The sequence below is a fragment of the Salmonella enterica subsp. enterica serovar Typhimurium str. LT2 genome (assembly GCF_000006945.2).
GTDB classification, from domain to species: domain Bacteria; phylum Pseudomonadota; class Gammaproteobacteria; order Enterobacterales; family Enterobacteriaceae; genus Salmonella; species Salmonella enterica.
In genome coordinates this window covers 3,404,887-3,424,404 of the sequence record NC_003197.2, presented here as the reverse complement: position 1 = coordinate 3,424,404, position 19,518 = coordinate 3,404,887, and the positions used below count along the sequence as shown (strand labels likewise).

The following is a 19,518-nucleotide window of genomic DNA, read 5'->3' as shown; positions in this document are numbered from 1 at the left end:
ATTGTAATTTAACCTACAGCTTTCTGACGTGGATTTGCGAAAGTAAGGTTTCTATTGCCGCAAGTTGGCCTAGTCCGGCAGAACTTGCGACATCAGCTCCTGTTGCACTGGCAAGAGATAAGGCATATTCCACTTCTCCTGTAGATAACCACTGGCTGAGAAAGGCGGCCAGTGCAGCATCGCCTGCACAGGCGGAGCTCACCAAATCAACCGTTGGCGCGCTACAAAACCAGTAATCAATCCCATTGGAGAAATACATTCCTTTAGCGCCAAGGGTTAGCAGAACATTTTGTGCACCAAGTGCATGTAAAGTGGTTAGAGTATTTTTCGCATCATTGTCGTCAGAGACAGTTAAACCGAATATTGCTTTAACCTCTTCATCATTTGGTTTAATTAATAACGGTTTGAACTCCAGTAACTGACGTAATGACGGATGACTAATATCTAAAATTACGCCGATATTTTTTTGCTGACAAATATGCATGATTTCTGCGTAAAAGCGGCTTTCAATACCTTGTGGCAGGCTGCCGCTTATCACCAGATAGTCTGCATCGGGCAGTTGCGAAATAATCGTGATAATTTGTTGTTTACATTCATCTGGAATATATGAGCCAGGGTTGACCAGTTTATATTCCTGCTTACCGTCATGAATGAAAATATTAATCCGCGTGGGTTCTTCTACCCATGCTGGTGTGACTGGCATTTTTCGGGTACGCAGGCTTTCTACAATATAATGCCCGGTGAAACCACCAAAAATGCCTAATATATGCGCAGGTATTTGAAAGTGATCCAGAACCAGCGCAACATTTACCCCTTTACCATTTGGGCAAAACTCGGTGTGGTGAGTGCGATTGACAATATTTGGCTGTAAAGGATCGCTAAATATATTCATATCAATCGCGCTATTAAGTGTTAGCGTGTAGATCACAGGCGATTCCTCACAGTTGCCCTTCACAGCCGCAAACATGAATTACTTTGCGTACCACCTCTTTCATCGCCTGTTTTGCTGGTTGCATATAGTGGCGGGGATCATTGGCTTTCGGGTTTTGTAGGAAATACTCTTTTAAGGCGTCGGAGAAGGCGATTTTCAGTTCGGTGGCAACATTGACTTTGCATACCCCAAGGCTGATGGCCTGGCGAATATCGCTTTCCGGCAAACCAGATGCCCCATGCAATACCAGAGGGATATCCACCAGAGCGCGTATTTCTGCCAGTCGCTCAAAATCAAGTTTAGGTTCAGCGGCATACATGCCGTGTGCCGTGCCGATAGCAACCGCCAGCGAATCAATGCCGGTGCGCGCCACAAACTCACGTGCTTGCTGTGGATTGGTGTAAAGGGCATCTTTGCTGTCTACCACTAAATCATCTTCGATCCCACCAAGGCGGCCCAGTTCTGCCTCCACGCTGGTGTCGTAGCGATGGCAAAAATCGACCACGCTTTTCACCAGCGCCACATTCTCTTCAAAGGGAAAGTGGGAACCATCGATCATGACTGAACGGATCCCTGCCATAACTTTGCTTTCAATATCGGCTAACGATTCATGATGATCCAGATGAATGGCCAGTGGCAGATTGTATTCACGAGCCAGATCGCCCGCGATCGCCACAATGTTACCCATTCCGGCATAGCTAAACGTGCCTGGTGTTCCGGCAACGATCAGCGGTGAGCGCATTTCTGCGGCGGTTTCTACCACCACCTGCAAGGTTTCCAGGTTATGGATGTTAAAGGCTGGCACGGCATAGCCTGCATGCTGGGCCTTCTGGAGCATATTTTTACTGGAAATAATGAACATAGTGGTCTCCGTTTATAACTTTCGAAATTAAAGTTTAAAATAAAAATAACCTTCGTTTTGAAAGTAATGTAACGATCATTGCCACACATGATTGTGATCATCAACACAAAAGCAGGATAATTTTTCTTAAATGAAAGAAAAAGTGTGGATTTAAATTTTGTTTTGTAAGTAAATGGAAGATATGAAAATTCTATAATTACTTGATTTTATTGTGATGTTTTCCATTGAGCATTCGGTGACGTGGTGCAAAATTGACATCCCCTGTCAGAAGTTTAAAAATGAAAGTTAAAGCACGGGATAACTTCCCGACGAAGCGGAAAAAAAGGGTATGTTGTGGCAAAACCATCTACCAGCCTGTTGAAAAGGCGTCTGGACATTGCCGAAATCGTCCGTAAAAACGGCGAAATAAAAGTAGACGATTTGGCTGAAATGTTATCGGTTTCAGGGGTAACGATCCGTAATGATCTCAATTACCTGGAGCAGCAAGGCTATCTGAAACGCTCCTTTGGCGGAGCGATTTACACGGCCCAACCCGTCAGAGCAGCGGTAAGCCATGAAGTGGTGCAGTCGCAGGCGTTAGAGCATAGCGTAGAGCTTGAACTGGCTAAGCAAGTTGCCCGTCTGGTCTGCGACGACGATACCGTGTTTCTGGGGGCCGGAGAGGTGTTGCGTAAAGCGCTTCCTTTCCTGGGCGATTATCGGGATCTGTGCCTTATCATCAACGATCTTAGCCATGTTGCACCGGCCCGTGATTATATCGATGGTGAAATTGTGTTGTTGGGCGGTGTACTGGGGCATAGTGGTCAGGCGTTGGGGGGCGAAATCGCCATCCAATCTTTGCAACAATTTCAACCGTCATGTTGTCTGGTGATGGTGGACCATATCAGCGAGGATGGCACGCTCAACGTGAAAAACGAAAGTGCAGCTGCTTTGCTAAGTGAATGCCTGCGCCTTAGTGGACAGAGTATTGCCGTGGTGGCGCAGCGTCCGATTCATGATGTGGCGCGTTATCCGGTAGGAAAACTGAATACGCTGAGCGCGATTATTACGCCACAGATTGTCGCCGCTGAGTACCACTCACGGTTTCTGGCCGACGGCTTAACCAACAGCTATACCAATAACGAATGTCTGACCTGGATAAACCCGACCCTGCATCAGGCAAGATGAAGGACAACGCATGAACATAACAATCGCAACATTGGGTGAATTGCTCGTCGAGTTTCTGGCAAAAAAAGAGAACCAGGGATTTTCCTCACCGGGGGAATTTTGGGGGCCGTATCCCAGTGGGGCGCCTGCCATATTTGCCGATCAGGTTGCTAAACTTGGTTTTCGTTCATTGTTGTTTAGCTGTGTTGGCAACGATGCCTTTGGCGTTATGAATATTACCCGATTGTCGCGCGATGGCGTAAATGTACAGGGAATTTCCGTACTGCCGAACGCCACAACAGGTAGTGCTTTTGTCAGCTACCGAAGCCAGGCCCAGCGAGATTTTATTTTCAACATGCCGGACAGTGCGTGCGGTTTGCTGAGTGCCGACCACCTTGATGAAACATTACTCAGGCAATATCGCCACTTTCATATTATGGGATCGTCATTATTTTCCTTTCGTTTGATCGATGCCGTACGCAAGGCGATTAGCATTGTAAAAGAAAATGGTGGCACAATTTCTTTCGATCCTAATATCCGTAAAGAGATGCTAAAGATCCGCGAAATGTCGCAGGCCTTTGAATATATTCTTGATTACACGGATTTCTTCCTGCCAAGCGATGGCGAACTGGATTATTTCGGCCTGAGCAAATCCCGCGATGAAGAGAAAATTGTCGCAAGGCTTCACAAGCGTGGAATTGCCCATGTCATCATTAAACGTGGCGCCCGTGGAGCCAGTTACTATTCAAAAGACGAACAACATCATGTGGCTGGGTATCCGGTGAAGGTGGTTGATCCTACAGGCGCTGGCGATTGCTTTGGCGCAACCTTTGTCAGCCTGTTTCTTGCGGGATATTCCGTACCCGATGCTTTAGCCCATGCTAATGCCGCAGGATCGCTGGCTATCTCTGCGCGTGGGCCGATGGAAGGCACGTCCACGCTGGCACAAATTAAAGAATTGATGAGGCAGCAGAATTAAGTAAAGGTGATTAATAGGCTGTCGTTATATTCGACATACCTCAAATTGCATGTGCTGCGACTCAAATTAGTGAGAAACGTAAGGTTGCGCTTGGCATAGAATTTCAATTTATTGAATTTGAATGGTTTTATGGTGGGTTAGGTGTTTTTGCCATATCCGGTATGAACATGGCGCAGTTTATCAAACATATGAAAACATGGCCCTTAAGCCATGTTTTGCGAGGCGCTTTCCAGAATAGATCAGGTCACAGGTGCGGGGTTAAACACTGCCAGCTGGTTATGCAATCCCCATTGATCTGAGAAAGTCTTTTTCCGGCCGCTGGCGACATCGAGAATAAAGTGAAATAGCTTCCAGCCCACATCTTCGATTGTCTCTTCACCCGTGGCGATGGTGCCTGCATTGATATCCATTAAGTCATACCAGCGGTTCGCCAGCTCGGTACGCGTCGCCATTTTAATGACCGGCACCGCCATCAGCCCGTACGGCGTGCCGCGTCCGGTGGTAAAGACCTGTACGGTAATGCCGGAAGCGACCTGCTGCGTGCCGCAGACGAAATCGCTGGCGGGCGTCGCGGCGTAAATCAGGCCGCGTTTGGTGGGGCGCTGGCCCGGCGACAATACTTCGACAATGGCGCTCTTACCCGATTTAGCGATAGAGCCCAGCGCTTTTTCCACGACGTTCGCCAGGCCGCCTTTTTTGTTGCCGGGGGACGGGTTAGCGCTGCGATCGGTTTTCCCCATATCAAGGTAGTTATCGTACCAGGCCATTTCATCCAGTAGGCGTTTACCCACGGCTTCGTTGATGGCGCGCGGCGTCAGAAGATGAATGGCATCGCGCACTTCGGTGACCTCCGAGAACATGACGGTCGCGCCGCAGCGTACCAGCAGATCGGAAGCATAACCCACCGCCGGGTTTGCCGTGACGCCAGAAAACGCATCGCTGCCGCCGCATTGCATCCCGACGACCAGCTCGGAGGCCGGGCAGGTTTCGCGCTGGCGCTGGTTCAGTTTCGTCAGATGGCGTTCGGCGACCCGCAAAATATCGTCGACCATTGATTTAAAGCCGACATGCTGCTCGTCCTGTAAACGCACAATACTGGCGCTTTCAACGGCGATGGCGGGAACATCCTCGGTGCCTTCCAGCAGCCGTTCCGGCTGCAGTTTTTCGCAACCGAGGCCAATCACCATCACTTCGCCGCCAAAATTGGGGTTGAGCGCGATATTATGAATCGTGCGAATCGGCACGACCGCCGCCGGCGCGTTGATTGCCACGCCGCAGCCGTACAGATGGTTTAGCCCTACAACGCCATCGACATTCGGGTATTTGGGCAGGAGATCGCGCTCAATCACTTTCACCACATAATCGACCACGCCCGCCACACAGTGCACGCTGGTGGTAATGCCAAGCAGATTTTTGGTGCCGACGCTGCCATCGGCGTTACGATAGCCCTCAAACGTATAGCCTTCCAGCGGCGGCAGCGGTTCCGGTACTTTGGTCGCCAGCGGTAGCGTATTCAGCGGCGGCGCTTTTGGCAGTTCAACCAGCGACTCGTCGATCCAGCTTCCGCGCGGGATGTCGCGTACCGCATAACCGATGACTTCGCCATAACGGATGATTTCGCCGTGAGCGGGGATATCCGTCAGAGCAACTTTATGGCCTTGCGGAATATGTTCAGTCAGTTCCAGGCCATCCGGAAAACGTGTTCCGGCTTTAAGACCGTGGTCATTAACAATAATTGCGACATTATCGGTTTCATGTACTTTTATATAAAACGCCGATGGCGATTCCTGGCGAATTTCGATATTGGCCATTGTTCAACATTCTCCAGCCTGGATGATAGAAATAGGATTATCTATTTTGGTTATGGTTAAATCGTTAAATCTCAATATAAGAAATAAAGTTCATGCATAATGAAATAAGAATGACAGGAGTATAAATATAAGAATGTGATCCAGATCACCGCAAATTATGAAATTTTTTATGTAGGCCGGGTAAAGCGTAAATGTGTGCATTAGCGCCCAGTATCATGGGCGTATGCTCAAAAATAAGCGTTAAATAATCCCTTTTTAATGAGCGTTTGCACAATGATTATCCGCCATAGGCTGTTTATACTGAATGGCGAATTCAGTGTATCTGACGAGTTATTTGAAAATACCATGATAATAATAAAAGACGATAAAGATATCAGAACGGTATATTGTGCTACAGGATGTGTACCACATTAGAAATAGAATGCGGAGACCCATTCTGATTTCAGATAAGCATTTTATTGTCGTTGCTATAAGTTATGGTGGCGGCATCACATGTAGAGAATTAAAGAAATAAGCGAAGGTATAAGCGATGAATAACGCTATTTTCCCGAATAAGTTTAAAGCGGCGCTAGCGGCGCAACAGGTGCAGATTGGCTGCTGGTCTGCACTGGCAAGCCCAATCACCACCGAAGTTCTCGGTCTGGCGGGATTTGACTGGCTGGTGCTGGATGGCGAACATGCGCCGAACGATGTGACCACCTTAATTCCGCAGCTAATGGCATTGAAAGGCAGCGCCAGCGCGCCTGTGGTACGTGTGCCAACCAATGAACCGGTCATTATCAAACGGATGCTGGATATTGGGTTTTATAACTTCCTGATCCCCTTTGTTGAAACGCAAGAGGAAGCGGCTCGCGCCGTCGCCTCGACGCGTTACCCGCCGGAAGGCATTCGCGGCGTCTCCGTTTCTCACCGCGCGAATATGTTCGGTACGGTGCCTGATTACTTTGCGCAGTCGAACAAAAACATCACCATTATTGTTCAAATCGAAAGCCAGTTGGGTGTCGACAATGTTGATGCCATCGCCGCAACGGAAGGCGTTGATGGCATTTTTGTCGGCCCAAGCGATTTGGCCGCCGCGCTGGGTCATCTCGGCAATGCTTCTCACCCTGACGTGCAGCAGACGATTCAACATATTTTCGCCCGCGCTAAAGCGCACGGTAAACCGTGCGGCATTCTGGCGCCGGTAGAGGCGGATGCCCGCCGTTATCTGGAATGGGGCGCGACCTTTGTCGCCGTTGGCAGCGATTTAGGCGCATTCCGCGCCAGCACGCAGAAGCTTGCCGACACCTTTAAAAAATAATCCTGGTATGGAAAGAGAGAACGCTATGACGATGAAAGTTGGCTTTATTGGCTTAGGCATCATGGGTAAGCCCATGAGCAAAAACTTACTAAAAGCAGGGTATTCGCTGGTGGTGTCCGATCGTAATCCTGAAGCGATTGCTGACGTCATTGCCGCAGGCGCGGAAACGGCCTCTACGGCGAAGGCGATCGCTGAACAGTGTGACGTCATCATCACGATGCTGCCTAACTCTCCGCATGTGAAAGAGGTTGCGCTGGGCGAGAACGGTATCATCGAAGGCGCGAAGCCAGGAACCGTATTGATTGATATGAGTTCTATCGCGCCGCTGGCAAGCCGTGAAATCAGCGATGCGCTGAAGGCGAAGGGCGTTGAGATGTTGGATGCGCCGGTCAGCGGCGGCGAGCCGAAGGCGATTGATGGCACGCTGTCGGTGATGGTGGGGGGCGATAAAGCCATTTTCGACAAGTACTACGACCTGATGAAAGCGATGGCGGGTTCCGTGGTGCATACCGGCGATATCGGCGCAGGCAACGTCACAAAACTGGCTAACCAGGTGATCGTGGCGTTGAATATCGCCGCCATGTCTGAAGCGCTGACGCTGGCGACTAAAGCGGGCGTCAACCCGGATCTGGTCTATCAGGCGATTCGCGGCGGTCTGGCTGGCAGCACGGTACTGGATGCGAAAGCGCCGATGGTCATGGACCGAAACTTTAAGCCAGGTTTCCGTATCGATCTGCACATTAAAGATCTGGCGAATGCGCTGGATACCTCCCACGGCGTTGGCGCGCAGCTCCCGCTGACCGCCGCCGTTATGGAAATGATGCAGGCGTTACGCGCGGATGGACACGGTAATGACGACCATAGCGCGCTGGCGTGCTACTACGAAAAACTGGCGAAAGTGGAAGTCACTCGCTAACGACGTTGTGCCCGGATGGCGTGTAGCGATCCGGGCCTGAATTTCAGACTGGATAAGTGAAACGCCATCCGGCGTTGTGCAGTAACAGGCTACCACTATGAAAATCGTAATTGCCCCCGACTCCTATAAAGAAAGCCTTTCTGCCGCCGAGGTAGCGCAGGCGATAGAAAAAGGATTTCGGGAAATTTTCCCCGATGCGCAATATGTCTCTGTTCCGGTTGCCGATGGCGGCGAAGGAACGGTCGAAGCCATGATTGCCGCGACGCAGGGCGTTGAACGCGCCGCATGGGTGACCGGGCCGTTGGGTGAAAAAGTGAAAGCCTGCTGGGGAATGTCCGGGGATGGTAAAACCGCGTTTATTGAAATGGCGGCGGCCAGCGGACTGGCGCTGGTTCCGCCAGAAAAACGCAACCCTTTGATTACAACCTCGCGGGGAACGGGGGAGCTGATATTGCAGGCGCTGGAAAGCGGCGCAAGCAATATCATTATCGGCATTGGCGGCAGCGCGACAAATGACGGCGGCGCAGGGATGATGCAGGCGTTAGGCGCAAAACTGCGCGATGCAAACGGCGCGGATATCGGTTACGGTGGCGGAAGCCTTCATTGTCTAAGCGACATTGATATTTCAGAGCTCGATCCCCGTTTAAAACTCTGCGCGATTCGTGTCGCTTGCGATGTCTCTAATCCTCTGATCGGCGACAACGGCGCATCACGAATTTTTGGGCCGCAGAAAGGCGCGACCGAAGAGAACATTGTTGAGCTGGACAGAAATCTTGCTCACTATGCCGACATCATAAAAAAATCGCTGAATGTCGACGTAAAGACGGCACCCGGCGCAGGCGCGGCAGGCGGTATGGGGGCGGCGTTAATGGCTTTTCTCGGTGCGGAATTACGCAGCGGGATCGAAATTGTCACGGCGGCACTGAACCTGGAGGAGCATATCCACGACTGTACGCTGGTGGTGACGGGAGAAGGGCGGATTGATAGCCAAAGTATTCGCGGTAAAGTGCCGATTGGCGTCGCAAATGTGGCGAAAAAATATCATAAGCCAGTAATTGGCATTGCCGGCAGCCTGACGCACGATGTAGGGATAGTACATCATTATGGCATCGACGCTGTCTTTAGCGTACTCACGCGCATCGTGACGCTGGAGGAGGCTTTTCGGGGCGCTTTTGACAATATTTATCGGGCATCCAGAAATGTTGCTGCCGCTCTGGCGATAGGAATGCGCAGCGCAGGGTGACAAAGTCGCGCGAACCCACTATACTGCGCGCCGAAGCTGACCAGACAGTCGCCGCTTCGTCGTCGTCCTTTCGGGGAGACGGGCGGAGGGGAGGAAAGTCCGGGCTCCATAGGGCAGGGTGCCAGGTAACGCCTGGGGGGGAAACCCACGACCAGTGCAACAGAGAGCAAACCGCCGATGGCCCACGTAAGTGGGATCAGGTAAGGGTGAAAGGGTGCGGTAAGAGCGCACCGCGCGGCTGGTAACAGTCCGTGGCACGGTAAACTCCACCCGGAGCAAGGCCAAATAGGGGTTCATAAGGTACGGCCCGTACTGAACCCGGGTAGGCTGCTTGAGCCAGTGAGCGATTGCTGGCCTAGATGAATGACTGTCCACGACAGAACCCGGCTTATCGGTCAGTTTCACTTCTTCATAAAACCCGCTTCGGCGGGTTTTTGCTTTTACAGGGCGGCAGGATGAATGACTGTCCACGACGCTATATCCAAAAGAAAGCGGCTTATCGGTCAGTTTCACCTCTTCATAAAACCCGCTTCGGCGGGTTTTTGCTTTTACAGGGCGGCAGGATGAATGACTGTCCACGACGCTATGTCCAAAAGAAAGCGGCTTATCGGTCAGTATCATCTCTTCATAAAACCCGTCAGTGTAAGCTGGCGGGTTTTTGCTTTTACCGGGCGACAGGATGAATGACTGTCCACGACGCTATACCCAAAAGAAAGCGGCTTATCGGTCAGTATCATCTCTTCATAAAACCCGTCAGTGTAAGCTGGCGGGTTTTTGCTTTTACAGGGCGGCAGGATGAATGACTGTCCACGACGCTATACCCGAAAGAAAGCGGCTTATCGGTCAGTTTCACCTCTTCATAAAACCCGTCAGTGTAAGCTGGCGGGTTTTTGCTTTTACAGGGCGGCAGGATGAATGACTGTCCACGACGCTATACCCGAAAGAAAGCGGCTTATCGGTCAGTTTCATCTCTTCATAAACCCCGTCAGTGTAAGCTGGCGGGTTTTTGCTTTTACAGGGCGACAGGATGAATGACTGTCCACGACGCTATACCCGAAAGAAAGCGGCTTATCGGTCAGTTTCACCTCTTCATAAAATCCGCTTCGGCGGGTTTTTGCTTATCAGGCCGGTGAAGGGTATAGAGGTTGCAGAAGACGCCAGCGTCACCATCCGGCAATTAATTGACAGCCGTGGTGACATAATATTATTCGTTTTTGTGATGAGAAACACAAAACGCTATGTATTGCGCTATTTTTAGTTGAAGTGAAAAGCAATCGATTTCTTTCACAAAATTACATCCTGAAAAACAGCAAGAAAGCGGTGTAAATTATTTGTTTTAAATGAAAATTAAATGTATGAAATATTTTGGTTAAAATTTTATTAAATGTTTCTTTGCAAACAAATAAGGTAAAAAAATGTGACGCGTAACGGTTTTTAAGCGCATTTACCTTCGGTTTATACTTAAATTTGAGAAATTACGTTTTAAATTTAACGCTGGAATTGTCGATAAAATGTCCCGTAATTGATTGAAATATCGTCTTCATGGGATATCAAAAATAGGAGATAAAATAGGCTGGTTATCGCCATAATATATCGTTATCCCGCCCCTGTTTTTTGATTGAAATCAGGCTAAGTTACTGCTTTATTTTTGTAACCTATTGAAATATCAGGTTTTCTTTATTTAATAAAAACCATGTAAAAATTGTGGTAAGTTAATTTGTGAGTGGTCGCACATAACCTTTAAGATTTAATTTGCTACACTTCCTGCCGTTCACAATGTTATTTCAGAGCGGTAGATATGAATACTCTTGTTCTCCCTAAAACACAGCATTTGGTGGTCTTTCAGGAAGTCATTAGAAGTGGTTCTATCGGTTCTGCCGCAAAATCGTTAGGGTTAACCCAACCCGCCGTCAGTAAAATCATTAGCGATGTTGAGGCCTATTTTGGCGTTGAGCTAATTGTACGTAAAAATACCGGCGTTACGTTGACCGAAGCGGGACAGGTACTGCTTTCCTGGTCTGAATCTATCACCCGCGAAATGAAAAACATGATCAACGAGATGAACAGTATGACGTGCAATACCGTTGTCGACGTCTCGTTTGGCTTTCCTTCGCTGATTGGCTTTACCTTCATGTCCGATATGATTCATAAGTTCAAAGAGGTCTTTCCAAAAGCGCAGGTATCCATGTACGAAGCCCAGCTCTCTTCATTTCTGCCGGCCCTGCGCGACGGGCGGCTGGACTTTGCTATCGGTACGCTCAGTAATGAAATGCAGCTACAGGATCTGCATGTCGAGCCGCTGTTTGAATCAGAGTTTGTCCTGGTAGCCAGCAAGTCCCGAACATGCACCGGCACCATCACACTGGAATCGTTAAAAGACGAACAGTGGGTGTTGCCGCAAACGAATATGGGCTACTACAGCGAATTACTCACCACTCTACAACGAAATGGCATCAGCATCGAAAACATTGTTAAAACAGATTCCGTCGTCACAATATATAATCTTGTTCTCAATGCTGATTTCTTAACTGTTATTCCCTGCGATATGACCACGCCTTTTGGCTCTAATCAATTTATCACGATACCCATACAAGACACGTTACCCGTCGCACGTTATGCGGCGGTATGGTCTAAAAATTATCGTATCAAAAAAGCCGCTTCAGTATTAGTAGAATTGGCTAAACAATATTCATCATATAATGGATGCAGACGCAGGCAGTTAATAGAAATTGAATGATATGGAATAAACATATTTAGCGAAATTGACGTCACCTGTTTCTTTTGAACAGTGGGCAACGGTAACTTATTTTTAATACCCAGGTTAAGAGGTTATAATGCACATTACATACGATCTCCCGGTTGCAATTGAAGATATCCTCGAAGCGAAAAAAAGACTGGCGGGGAAGATATATAAAACGGGAATGCCTCGCTCTAACTATTTTAGTGAACGTTGCAAAGGCGAAATATTTCTCAAGTTTGAAAATATGCAGCGTACGGGTTCATTTAAAATTCGTGGCGCTTTTAACAAACTTAGCTCGTTAACGGAGGCGGAAAAACGTAAAGGCGTCGTGGCCTGTTCCGCAGGTAATCATGCACAGGGCGTTTCTCTTTCTTGCGCAATGCTGGGTATTGACGGCAAAGTCGTGATGCCGAAGGGCGCGCCAAAGTCAAAAGTGGCGGCCACCTGTGATTATTCGGCGGAAGTGGTGCTCCACGGTGACAACTTCAATGACACCATCGCTAAGGTGAGTGAAATTGTCGAAACCGAAGGCCGCATTTTTATTCCGCCTTACGACGATCCAAAAGTCATTGCCGGACAGGGCACTATTGGTCTGGAAATTATGGAAGATCTGTACGATGTCGATAATGTCATCGTGCCTATTGGCGGCGGCGGTTTAATTGCAGGTATTGCCATTGCGATTAAATCGATTAACCCGACCATTAAAGTTATCGGCGTACAGGCCGAAAATGTTCACGGTATGGCGGCGTCTTATTACACTGGCGAAATAACCACGCACCGAACGACCGGCACCCTGGCGGATGGTTGTGATGTCTCCCGCCCGGGTAATTTAACCTATGAAATCGTTCGTGAATTAGTCGATGACATTGTCCTGGTTAGCGAAGATGAAATTCGTAACAGCATGATCGCTTTAATTCAGCGCAATAAGGTTATTACTGAAGGCGCTGGCGCTCTGGCTTGCGCCGCACTATTAAGTGGGAAATTAGATAGCCATATTCAGAACAGAAAAACGGTCAGTATTATTTCTGGCGGCAATATCGATCTTTCTCGGGTATCACAAATTACGGGTTTAGTTGACGCTTAATCTTTTCGTGAGGATAGGATATGAGTACTACTGATAGCATTGTATCCAGCCAGGCAAAACAGTCGTCATGGCGTAAATCGGACACGACGTGGACGCTGGGTTTATTTGGTACCGCCATCGGCGCCGGGGTGCTGTTTTTCCCTATCCGCGCCGGGTTTGGCGGGCTTATCCCCATTCTTCTGATGCTGGTTTTAGCTTACCCCATTGCGTTCTATTGTCACCGGGCGCTGGCGCGTCTGTGTTTATCCGGATCTAATCCGTCCGGCAATATTACGGAAACGGTCGAAGAGCACTTTGGTAAAACGGGCGGGGTAGTTATCACGTTCCTTTACTTCTTTGCGATTTGTCCGCTGCTGTGGATTTATGGCGTCACCATTACTAACACGTTCATGACGTTTTGGGAAAACCAGCTGCAGATGCCAGCGTTGAATCGCGGTTTCGTGGCGCTGTTCTTGCTGCTGCTGATGGCCTTTGTGATCTGGTTTGGTAAAGATCTGATGGTTAAGGTGATGAGTTACCTGGTATGGCCGTTTATCGCCAGTCTGGTACTAATCTCATTATCGCTGATTCCTTACTGGAACTCGGCGGTTATCGATCAGGTTGATCTCAGTAATATCGCGCTGACCGGGCACGATGGCATACTGGTTACGGTGTGGCTGGGCATCTCTATCATGGTGTTCTCCTTTAACTTTTCGCCCATCGTCTCTTCCTTCGTGGTGTCTAAGCGTGAAGAGTATGAGAAAGAGTTTGGCCGCGAATTTACCGAGCGTAAATGTTCACAGATCATCTCGCGCGCCAGTATGCTGATGGTCGCCGTGGTGATGTTCTTCGCCTTTAGCTGCCTGTTTACGCTCTCCCCGCAGAACATGGCGGATGCGAAAGCGCAGAACATTCCGGTACTTTCCTACCTGGCCAACCATTTCGCCTCTTTGTCGGGGACAAAATCTACTTTTGCAACGGTGCTGGAGTATGGCGCGTCTATCATCGCGCTGGTTGCTATTTTCAAATCTTTCTTCGGCCACTACCTGGGGACGCTGGAAGGGCTGAACGGCCTGGTGCTGAAATTTGGTTATAAAGGCGATAAAACCAAAGTCTCTATGGGCAAGCTTAACACCATCAGCATGATCTTCATTATGGGGTCTACCTGGGTCGTAGCTTACGCAAACCCGAACATTCTGGACCTGATTGAAGCGATGGGCGCGCCGATTATCGCCTCGCTGTTATGCCTGCTGCCGATGTACGCCATTCGTAAAGCGCCGTCGCTGGCGAAGTACCGTGGTCGTCTGGATAACGTGTTCGTCACCCTGATTGGTCTGCTGACCATCCTGAATATTGTCTACAAATTGTTCTAATCCTCACGTTTAGCCTGCGTCCGCCCCAGGGCGCGGACGCAGGCTGACATCGACGGAGGCACTACATGAATGAATTTCCGGTCGTTCTGGTCATTAATTGCGGATCATCTTCTATCAAATTCTCTGTACTGGATGTCGCTACCTGTGATGTTTTAATGGCGGGAATAGCAGATGGAATGAATACTGAAAACGCCTTTTTATCTATTAATGGCGATAAGCCGATAAACCTCGCACACTCTAATTATGAGGACGCGTTAAAAGCCATTGCCTTTGAGCTGGAAAAACGTGATTTAACGGATAGCGTGGCATTAATTGGTCACCGTATCGCGCACGGTGGAGAGTTATTTACGCAGTCCGTCATTATTACCGATGAGATTATCGATAATATTCGTCGGGTATCGCCTTTAGCGCCGCTGCATAATTACGCTAATTTAAGCGGCATTGACGCGGCGCGGCATCTTTTCCCGGCCGTGCGTCAGGTGGCGGTATTTGATACCAGTTTCCACCAGACGCTGGCGCCGGAAGCCTATTTATACGGATTGCCGTGGGAGTATTTTTCCAGCCTGGGCGTGCGTCGCTACGGCTTTCACGGTACGTCGCATCGCTATGTTTCGCGGCGCGCGTATGAACTGCTTGACCTCGATGAAAAAGACTCGGGTCTGATTGTCGCGCATCTGGGCAATGGGGCGTCTATCTGCGCGGTACGCAATGGTCAGAGCGTGGATACTTCAATGGGGATGACGCCGCTTGAGGGGCTGATGATGGGGACTCGCAGCGGCGACGTTGATTTCGGCGCGATGGCGTGGATAGCCAAAGAAACCGGGCAGACGTTGAGCGATCTGGAGCGAGTGGTGAATAAAGAGTCCGGTTTGCTCGGCATCTCCGGTTTGTCATCCGACCTTAGAGTCCTGGAAAAAGCCTGGCACGAAGGACATGAGCGCGCCCGGTTAGCGATAAAAACGTTTGTTCACCGTATCGCCCGTCATATTGCCGGACACGCGGCATCGTTACATCGGTTGGATGGCATTATTTTTACCGGTGGTATTGGTGAAAATTCAGTATTAATTCGCCAGTTGGTCATTGAACATCTGGGCGTACTGGGGCTTACGTTAGACGTTGAAATGAATAAGCAGCCGAATTCTCACGGCGAGCGCATTATTTCCGCTAACCCTTCTCAGGTTATTTGCGCTGTTATTCCCACGAATGAAGAGAAAATGATTGCCCTTGATGCCATTCATTTAGGCAACGTGAAAGCACCAGTGGAATTTGCATAACTTAACGGCTGTTCTGTAGAGAGATTATTTTTCATGAAGGTAAATATCGATACCAGCGATATGCTGTATGCCGAAGCATGGCGTGATTTTAAAGGTACGGACTGGAAAGAAGAAATTAATGTCCGTGATTTTATTCAGCATAACTATACGCCCTATGAGGGGGATGAATCTTTTCTCGCCGACGCGACGCCAGCGACCACGGCGCTGTGGGAAAAGGTGATGGCGGGAATACGTATCGAGAACGCGACCCATGCGCCGGTGGATTTCGATACCAACATCGCGACGACGATTACCGCGCACGATGCGGGGTATATTGAAAAAGAGCTGGAAAAAATCGTCGGTTTACAAACGGATAAGCCGCTTAAACGCGCTTTGCATCCGTTTGGCGGCGTTAACATGATCAAAAGTTCATTCCACGCTTATGGCCGCGAAATGGACGCCGATTTTGAATATACCTTTACCGACCTGCGGAAAACCCATAATCAGGGCGTATTCGATGTTTACTCGCCGGATATGCTGCGCTGCCGTAAATCCGGCGTATTAACCGGTTTGCCGGATGGTTATGGTCGCGGGCGCATTATTGGCGATTATCGCCGCGTCGCGCTGTATGGCATCCGTTATCTGGTGCGCGAACGCGAGCTGCAATTCGCCGACCTGCAGTCGAATCTGGAGCAGGGACAGAATCTTGAGGCGACGATTCGCCTGCGTGAGGAGTTGGCGGAGCATCGTCGCGCGCTGCTGCAAATGCAGGAGATGGCGGCGAAATACGGCTACGATATCTCCCGCCCGGCGCGGAACGCGCAGGAAGCGGTACAGTGGCTCTACTTCGCTTATCTGGCGGCGGTAAAATCGCAAAATGGCGGTGCAATGTCGCTGGGAAGAACCGCCTCGTTCCTTGATATCTACATTGAGCGCGATTTCAACGCGGGCCTTCTGACAGAGCAGCAGGCGCAGGAACTGATCGACCATTTCATCATGAAGATCCGCATGGTGCGTTTCCTGCGCACGCCGGAATTTGATTCGCTCTTTTCCGGCGATCCGATCTGGGCCACCGAAGTTATTGGCGGGATGGGGCTTGATGGCCGCACGCTGGTGACGAAGAACTCCTTCCGTTATCTGCATACCCTGCACACGATGGGGCCAGCGCCGGAGCCGAACCTGACCATACTGTGGTCAGAAGCGTTGCCGGTGGCATTCAAGAAATATGCTGCGCAGGTCTCCATCGTGACCTCATCTTTGCAGTATGAAAACGACGATTTAATGCGTACCGACTTTAACAGCGACGATTACGCCATCGCTTGTTGCGTCAGCCCGATGGTCATCGGTAAGCAGATGCAGTTCTTCGGCGCGCGCGCCAACCTTGCCAAAACGTTGCTGTACGCTATCAATGGCGGCGTTGATGAGAAACTGAAAATCCAGGTCGGGCCGAAAACCGCGCCGTTAACGGATGAGGTGCTGGATTATGACGCGGTAATGGAGAGTCTCGACCATTTTATGGACTGGCTGGCGGTGCAGTACATTAGCGCGCTGAACATCATTCACTACATGCACGATAAGTACAGCTATGAAGCTTCGCTGATGGCGCTGCACGACCGTGATGTGTATCGGACGATGGCGTGCGGCATCGCCGGACTGTCGGTGGCGGCGGATTCCCTGTCCGCCATCAGGTACGCTCAGGTGAAGCCGATCCGCGACGAAAACGGCCTTGCCATCGACTTTGCTATTGAAGGCGAGTATCCGCAGTACGGCAACAACGATGAGCGCGTGGACAGCATCGCCTGCGACCTGGTGAAACGCTTTATGCAAAAAATTAGCGTGTTGCCGACGTATCGCAATGCGGTGCCGACGCAGTCCATTTTGACCATCACCTCGAACGTCGTGTACGGGCAGAAGACCGGCAATACGCCGGATGGACGCCGCGCCGGAACGCCGTTCGCGCCGGGGGCGAACCCGATGCATGGTCGTGACCGCAAAGGGGCGGTGGCCTCGCTGACGTCGGTGGCGAAACTGCCGTTTACCTACGCCAAAGACGGTATTTCGTACACCTTCTCGATTGTGCCTGCGGCGCTCGGGAAAGAAGATGCGGTGCGGAAAACCAATCTTGTCGGCCTGCTGGACGGCTATTTCCATCATGAAGCACAGGTAGAAGGCGGGCAGCATCTGAACGTCAATGTCATGAACCGTGAAATGTTGCTGGATGCGATTGAACATCCGGAAAACTACCCGAACCTGACGATCCGCGTTTCCGGCTATGCCGTGCGCTTCAATGCGCTGACGCGTGAACAGCAACAGGACGTTATTTCGCGCACCTTTACTCAGGCGATGTAACGTGAACGGGGCGATCGTGTGGATCGCCCCGCGACGGATCTTCGCTGAACGGTAATCTTAGGGGGAGATATGATTAGCGCATTTGATATTTTTAAGATTGGCATTGGACCTTCAAGCTCCCATACCGTAGGGCCAATGAATGCAGGAAAATGTTTTATCGATCGGCTGATCGACAGCGGCGACCTGCCGCGAACGACGCGCATCACGGTTGATCTTTACGGATCGCTATCGCTGACGGGCAAAGGCCACGCGACCGATACCGCCGTCATTATGGGCCTGGCGGGCAATACGCCGCAGGATGTCAATATTGATAGCATTCCGGCGTTTATCCAGGAGGTTGCCCGCAGCAGCCGTTTATCGGTGGCGGGTGGCGCGCATGTGGTGGATTTTCCCGTCGCCGACAGTATTTTCTTTCACGCTGAAACCCTGGCGCGCCATGAAAACGGTATGCGTATTACCGCCTGGAACGGACAAGCGCCGCTTTTACACAAAACGTATTACTCTATTGGCGGCGGCTTTATTGTCGAAGAGGAGCGTTTTGGTCAGTCGCACGACGTAGAAAAATCGGTGCCGTATGATTTTCATTCCGCCAGCGAACTGTTGACGCTGTGTGAAAGACAGGGGCTCTCGGTTTCCGGCCTGATGATGCAAAATGAACTGGCGTTGCGGAGCAAAGAGCAGATTGACGCTGGCTTTGCCCGCATCTGGCAGGTGATGGCGACCGGAATTGAACGTGGCATGAATACTGAGGGCGTGCTGCCGGGGCCGCTGAACGTTCCACGCCGCGCGGTAGCGTTACGGCGTCTGCTGGTCTCCAGCGATAATCTCTCCCGCGATCCGATGAACGTTATTGACTGGATTAACATGTTCGCCCTGGCCGTGAGCGAAGAGAACGCGGCGGGCGGGCGAGTGGTCACCGCGCCGACCAACGGCGCGTGCGGCATTATTCCTGCGGTGCTGGCCTATTACGACAAATTCCGTCGTCCGGTCAATGCCAACTCTATCGCCCGTTATCTGCTGTCGGCGGGGGCGATTGGTATGCTGTACAAGATGAACGCCTCGATATCCGGCGCGGAAGTGGGGTGTCAGGGCGAGGTTGGCGTCGCGTGTTCGATGGCGGCGGCGGGGCTGACAGAACTGCTGGGCGGCAGCCCGGCGCAGGTCTGTATTGCGGCGGAAATTGCGATGGAGCATAACCTTGGCCTCACCTGTGACCCGGTGGCGGGTCAGGTACAAATCCCTTGTATTGAACGTAATGCGATTAACGCCGTTAAAGCGGTAAATGCGGCGCGAATGGCGCTACGCCGTACCTCTGAACCGCGGGTTTCGCTCGATAAAGTAATCGAAACCATGTACGAAACGGGTAAAGACATGAACGACAAATATCGCGAGACGTCGCGCGGCGGTCTGGCGATTAAAGTCGTTTGTGGATAGACCCGACAGGCGCAGAGTGAGCAGGCTATGGGATAACGTAGAAGACAGAAGTTGAGAAAAGGGCGCACCAAAGTGCGCCCTTTTTTGTTGTGATACGCGTCAAATAGAGAAAATAACA

Annotated in this window: 14 protein-coding genes, 1 other RNA gene and 23 other annotated features; of the genes, 11 read left to right on the top strand and 4 right to left on the bottom strand. The window is 50.5% G+C overall.

Features of this window, described 5'->3' with window-relative positions; translation table 11 throughout:
• Nucleotides 1–13: 13 nt before the first annotated feature.
• Both STM3254 and STM3253 read right to left on the bottom strand, forming a co-directional pair.
• Nucleotides 14–935, bottom strand: a protein-coding gene (locus STM3254) for a putative fructose-1-phosphate kinase (RefSeq protein ID NP_462167.1). Within the gene, nucleotides 14–928 belong to an annotated coding region; the region does not span the whole gene.
• Nucleotides 930–935: a ribosome-binding site (putative RBS for STM3254; RegulonDB:STMS1H003280), on the bottom strand. Its footprint overlaps the gene before it by 6 nt.
• Nucleotides 936–938: 3 nt before the next feature.
• Nucleotides 939–1,858 (bottom strand): putative fructose/tagatose biphosphate aldolase gene (locus STM3253; protein ID NP_462166.1). Within the gene, nucleotides 939–1,793 belong to an annotated coding region; the region does not span the whole gene.
• Nucleotides 1,800–1,805: a ribosome-binding site (putative RBS for STM3253; RegulonDB:STMS1H003279), on the bottom strand. Its footprint overlaps the gene before it by 6 nt.
• Nucleotides 1,824–1,832: a -10 signal (putative -10_signal for STM3253; RegulonDB:STMLTH004583), on the bottom strand.
• Nucleotides 1,850–1,858: a -35 signal (putative -35_signal for STM3253; RegulonDB:STMLTH004583), on the bottom strand.
• A gap of 248 nt (nucleotides 1,859–2,106) precedes the next feature.
• Nucleotides 2,107–2,112: a ribosome-binding site (putative RBS for agaR; RegulonDB:STMS1H003278), on the top strand.
• On the opposite strand from STM3253, the gene agaR reads away from it, so the two are divergent.
• Together agaR and STM3251 are read left to right on the top strand one after the other, a co-directional pair.
• Nucleotides 2,107–2,960 (top strand): aga operon transcriptional repressor gene (gene agaR / locus STM3252; RefSeq protein NP_462165.1). Within the gene, nucleotides 2,127–2,960 belong to an annotated coding region; the region does not span the whole gene. Its footprint overlaps the feature before it by 6 nt.
• Before the next feature lie 4 nt (nucleotides 2,961–2,964).
• Nucleotides 2,965–2,970, top strand: a ribosome-binding site (putative RBS for STM3251; RegulonDB:STMS1H003277).
• Nucleotides 2,965–3,918, top strand: a protein-coding gene (locus STM3251) for a putative ribokinase family sugar kinase (RefSeq protein ID NP_462164.1). Within the gene, nucleotides 2,971–3,918 belong to an annotated coding region; the region does not span the whole gene. Its footprint overlaps the feature before it by 6 nt.
• A 239-nt stretch (nucleotides 3,919–4,157) precedes the next feature.
• On the opposite strand, the gene garD is transcribed toward STM3251, so the two are convergent.
• The gene (garD, locus tag STM3250) for a galactarate dehydrogenase (RefSeq protein ID NP_462163.1) occupies nucleotides 4,158–5,746 on the bottom strand. Within the gene, nucleotides 4,158–5,729 belong to an annotated coding region; the region does not span the whole gene.
• Nucleotides 5,741–5,746, bottom strand: a ribosome-binding site (putative RBS for garD; RegulonDB:STMS1H003276). (Overlaps the previous gene by 6 nt.)
• A 500-nt stretch (nucleotides 5,747–6,246) precedes the next feature.
• Nucleotides 6,247–6,252: a ribosome-binding site (putative RBS for garL; RegulonDB:STMS1H003275), on the top strand.
• Here garD and garL point away from each other — a divergent pair.
• The 3 genes from garL (at nucleotide 6,247) to garK (ending at nucleotide 9,188) form a co-directional block, all read left to right on the top strand.
• Nucleotides 6,247–7,029, top strand: a protein-coding gene (garL, locus tag STM3249) for a 2-dehydro-3-deoxy-galactarate Aldolase (protein NP_462162.1). Within the gene, nucleotides 6,259–7,029 belong to an annotated coding region; the region does not span the whole gene. (Overlaps the previous feature by 6 nt.)
• A 7-nt stretch (nucleotides 7,030–7,036) precedes the next feature.
• Nucleotides 7,037–7,042: a ribosome-binding site (putative RBS for garR; RegulonDB:STMS1H003274), on the top strand.
• The gene (gene garR / locus STM3248) for a tartronate semialdehyde reductase (TSAR) (protein NP_462161.1) occupies nucleotides 7,037–7,945 on the top strand. Within the gene, nucleotides 7,055–7,945 belong to an annotated coding region; the region does not span the whole gene. Its footprint overlaps the feature before it by 6 nt.
• Before the next feature lie 85 nt (nucleotides 7,946–8,030).
• Nucleotides 8,031–8,036, top strand: a ribosome-binding site (putative RBS for garK; RegulonDB:STMS1H003273).
• Nucleotides 8,031–9,188 (top strand): glycerate kinase gene (garK, locus tag STM3247; RefSeq protein ID NP_462160.1). Within the gene, nucleotides 8,043–9,188 belong to an annotated coding region; the region does not span the whole gene. It overlaps the preceding feature by 6 nt.
• A gap of 30 nt (nucleotides 9,189–9,218) precedes the next feature.
• Here garK and rnpB read toward each other — a convergent pair.
• Nucleotides 9,219–9,599, bottom strand: a non-coding RNA gene (gene rnpB, locus STM3246) — regulatory RNA.
• Nucleotides 9,594–9,599, bottom strand: a ribosome-binding site (putative RBS for rnpB; RegulonDB:STMS1H003272). Its footprint overlaps the RNA gene before it by 6 nt.
• 1,087 nt (nucleotides 9,600–10,686) lie before the next feature.
• Nucleotides 10,687–10,711, top strand: a protein binding site (putative binding site for TdcR, RegulonDB: STMS1H000370).
• 30 nt (nucleotides 10,712–10,741) lie between these two features.
• Nucleotides 10,742–10,758, top strand: a protein binding site (putative binding site for LysR, RegulonDB: STMS1H000268).
• Between the two features lie 27 nt (nucleotides 10,759–10,785).
• Nucleotides 10,786–10,802 (top strand) — a protein binding site (putative binding site for TdcA, RegulonDB: STMS1H000369).
• Nucleotides 10,802–10,824 (top strand) — a protein binding site (putative binding site for FNR, RegulonDB: STMS1H000168). Its footprint overlaps the feature before it by 1 nt.
• Nucleotides 10,825–10,847: 23 nt before the next feature.
• Nucleotides 10,848–10,862 (top strand) — a protein binding site (putative binding site for IHF, RegulonDB: STMS1H000232).
• Nucleotides 10,863–10,905: 43 nt separating this feature from the next.
• Nucleotides 10,906–10,926 (top strand) — a protein binding site (putative binding site for CRP, RegulonDB: STMS1H000117).
• Between the two features lie 51 nt (nucleotides 10,927–10,977).
• Nucleotides 10,978–10,983: a ribosome-binding site (putative RBS for tdcA; RegulonDB:STMS1H003271), on the top strand.
• On the opposite strand from rnpB, the gene tdcA reads away from it, so the two are divergent.
• The 6 genes from tdcA to tdcG all read left to right on the top strand — a co-directional run bounded on the left by tdcA (nucleotide 10,978) and on the right by tdcG (nucleotide 19,400).
• Nucleotides 10,978–11,925 (top strand): transcriptional activator of tdc operon gene (gene tdcA / locus STM3245; protein NP_462159.1). Within the gene, nucleotides 10,987–11,925 belong to an annotated coding region; the region does not span the whole gene. (Overlaps the previous feature by 6 nt.)
• A gap of 80 nt (nucleotides 11,926–12,005) precedes the next feature.
• Nucleotides 12,006–12,011, top strand: a ribosome-binding site (putative RBS for tdcB; RegulonDB:STMS1H003270).
• Nucleotides 12,006–13,012 (top strand): threonine dehydratase gene (gene tdcB, locus STM3244; RefSeq protein ID NP_462158.1). Within the gene, nucleotides 12,023–13,012 belong to an annotated coding region; the region does not span the whole gene. Its footprint overlaps the feature before it by 6 nt.
• Nucleotides 13,013–13,021: 9 nt before the next feature.
• Nucleotides 13,022–13,027, top strand: a ribosome-binding site (putative RBS for tdcC; RegulonDB:STMS1H003269).
• Nucleotides 13,022–14,364 (top strand): HAAAP family L-threonine/ L-serine permease gene (tdcC, locus tag STM3243; RefSeq protein NP_462157.1). Within the gene, nucleotides 13,033–14,364 belong to an annotated coding region; the region does not span the whole gene. (Overlaps the previous feature by 6 nt.)
• A gap of 52 nt (nucleotides 14,365–14,416) precedes the next feature.
• Nucleotides 14,417–14,422, top strand: a ribosome-binding site (putative RBS for tdcD; RegulonDB:STMS1H003268).
• Nucleotides 14,417–15,638, top strand: a protein-coding gene (gene tdcD / locus STM3242) for an acetate kinase II (anaerobic) (protein NP_462156.1). Within the gene, nucleotides 14,430–15,638 belong to an annotated coding region; the region does not span the whole gene. Its footprint overlaps the feature before it by 6 nt.
• 18 nt (nucleotides 15,639–15,656) lie before the next feature.
• Nucleotides 15,657–15,662: a ribosome-binding site (putative RBS for tdcE; RegulonDB:STMS1H003267), on the top strand.
• Nucleotides 15,657–17,966 (top strand): 2-ketobutyrate formate-lyase gene (gene tdcE / locus STM3241; RefSeq protein ID NP_462155.1). Within the gene, nucleotides 15,672–17,966 belong to an annotated coding region; the region does not span the whole gene. It overlaps the preceding feature by 6 nt.
• 64 nt (nucleotides 17,967–18,030) lie before the next feature.
• Nucleotides 18,031–18,036, top strand: a ribosome-binding site (putative RBS for tdcG; RegulonDB:STMS1H003266).
• Nucleotides 18,031–19,400, top strand: a protein-coding gene (tdcG, locus tag STM3240; RefSeq protein NP_462154.1) for an L-serine deaminase. Within the gene, nucleotides 18,036–19,400 belong to an annotated coding region; the region does not span the whole gene. Its footprint overlaps the feature before it by 6 nt.
• Nucleotides 19,401–19,518: the final 118 nt, after the last annotated feature.

Bases quoted from the DNA above. Each gene is read 5' to 3' on its own strand.
- tdcE (NP_462155.1), top strand. From the start codon at position 15,672: ATGAAGGTAAATATCGATACCAGCGATATGCTGTATGCCGAAGCATGG.
- STM3253 (NP_462166.1), bottom strand. From the start codon at position 1,793: ATGTTCATTATTTCCAGTAAAAATATGCTCCAGAAGGCCCAGCATGCA.
- tdcB (NP_462158.1), top strand. From the start codon at position 12,023: ATGCACATTACATACGATCTCCCGGTTGCAATTGAAGATATCCTCGAA.
- tdcC (NP_462157.1), top strand. From the start codon at position 13,033: ATGAGTACTACTGATAGCATTGTATCCAGCCAGGCAAAACAGTCGTCA.
- garK (NP_462160.1), top strand. From the start codon at position 8,043: ATGAAAATCGTAATTGCCCCCGACTCCTATAAAGAAAGCCTTTCTGCC.
- garR (NP_462161.1), top strand. From the start codon at position 7,055: ATGACGATGAAAGTTGGCTTTATTGGCTTAGGCATCATGGGTAAGCCC.
- tdcA (NP_462159.1), top strand. From the start codon at position 10,987: ATGAATACTCTTGTTCTCCCTAAAACACAGCATTTGGTGGTCTTTCAG.
- tdcD (NP_462156.1), top strand. From the start codon at position 14,430: ATGAATGAATTTCCGGTCGTTCTGGTCATTAATTGCGGATCATCTTCT.
- garL (NP_462162.1), top strand. From the start codon at position 6,259: ATGAATAACGCTATTTTCCCGAATAAGTTTAAAGCGGCGCTAGCGGCG.
- tdcG (NP_462154.1), top strand. From the start codon at position 18,036: ATGATTAGCGCATTTGATATTTTTAAGATTGGCATTGGACCTTCAAGC.
- garD (NP_462163.1), bottom strand. From the start codon at position 5,729: ATGGCCAATATCGAAATTCGCCAGGAATCGCCATCGGCGTTTTATATA.
- STM3251 (NP_462164.1), top strand. From the start codon at position 2,971: ATGAACATAACAATCGCAACATTGGGTGAATTGCTCGTCGAGTTTCTG.